The organism is Merdimmobilis hominis (genome assembly GCF_016901855.1).
GTDB lineage: Bacteria > Bacillota > Clostridia > Oscillospirales > Ruminococcaceae > Paludihabitans.
In genome coordinates, this window is record NZ_JACJKY010000107.1 from 1 (window position 1) to 206 (window position 206).

General features: G+C 51.5%; 1 protein-coding gene. It reads right to left on the reverse strand.

Annotation, left to right across the window (positions count from 1 at the left end):
• Nucleotides 1-206, reverse strand: a 206-nt coding sequence (locus H6A12_RS13285) for a hypothetical protein (RefSeq protein ID WP_345941262.1), incomplete at both ends; no start/stop codon positions are given.

A 206-nucleotide genomic window follows, 5' to 3' on the forward strand; every position in this document is an offset into this window, starting at 1 on the left:
GGAATCGTCTCTTCCTGCGTATATTTGCAGATGGAGCAGGTACGTTCTCTGGAACCTGTTTCGGTTGTGGTAGGCTCCTTTGTTATCGTCCAATCACCGAAAGTATGGTTGCCCACTTCAGTTTTCTCGCCGCAGCGGCATTCCTTCCAGTGCTGGGTTTCATCCTTCTGCCAGTCGCCGTAGCTGTGCTCATGTTCAAGCATTGG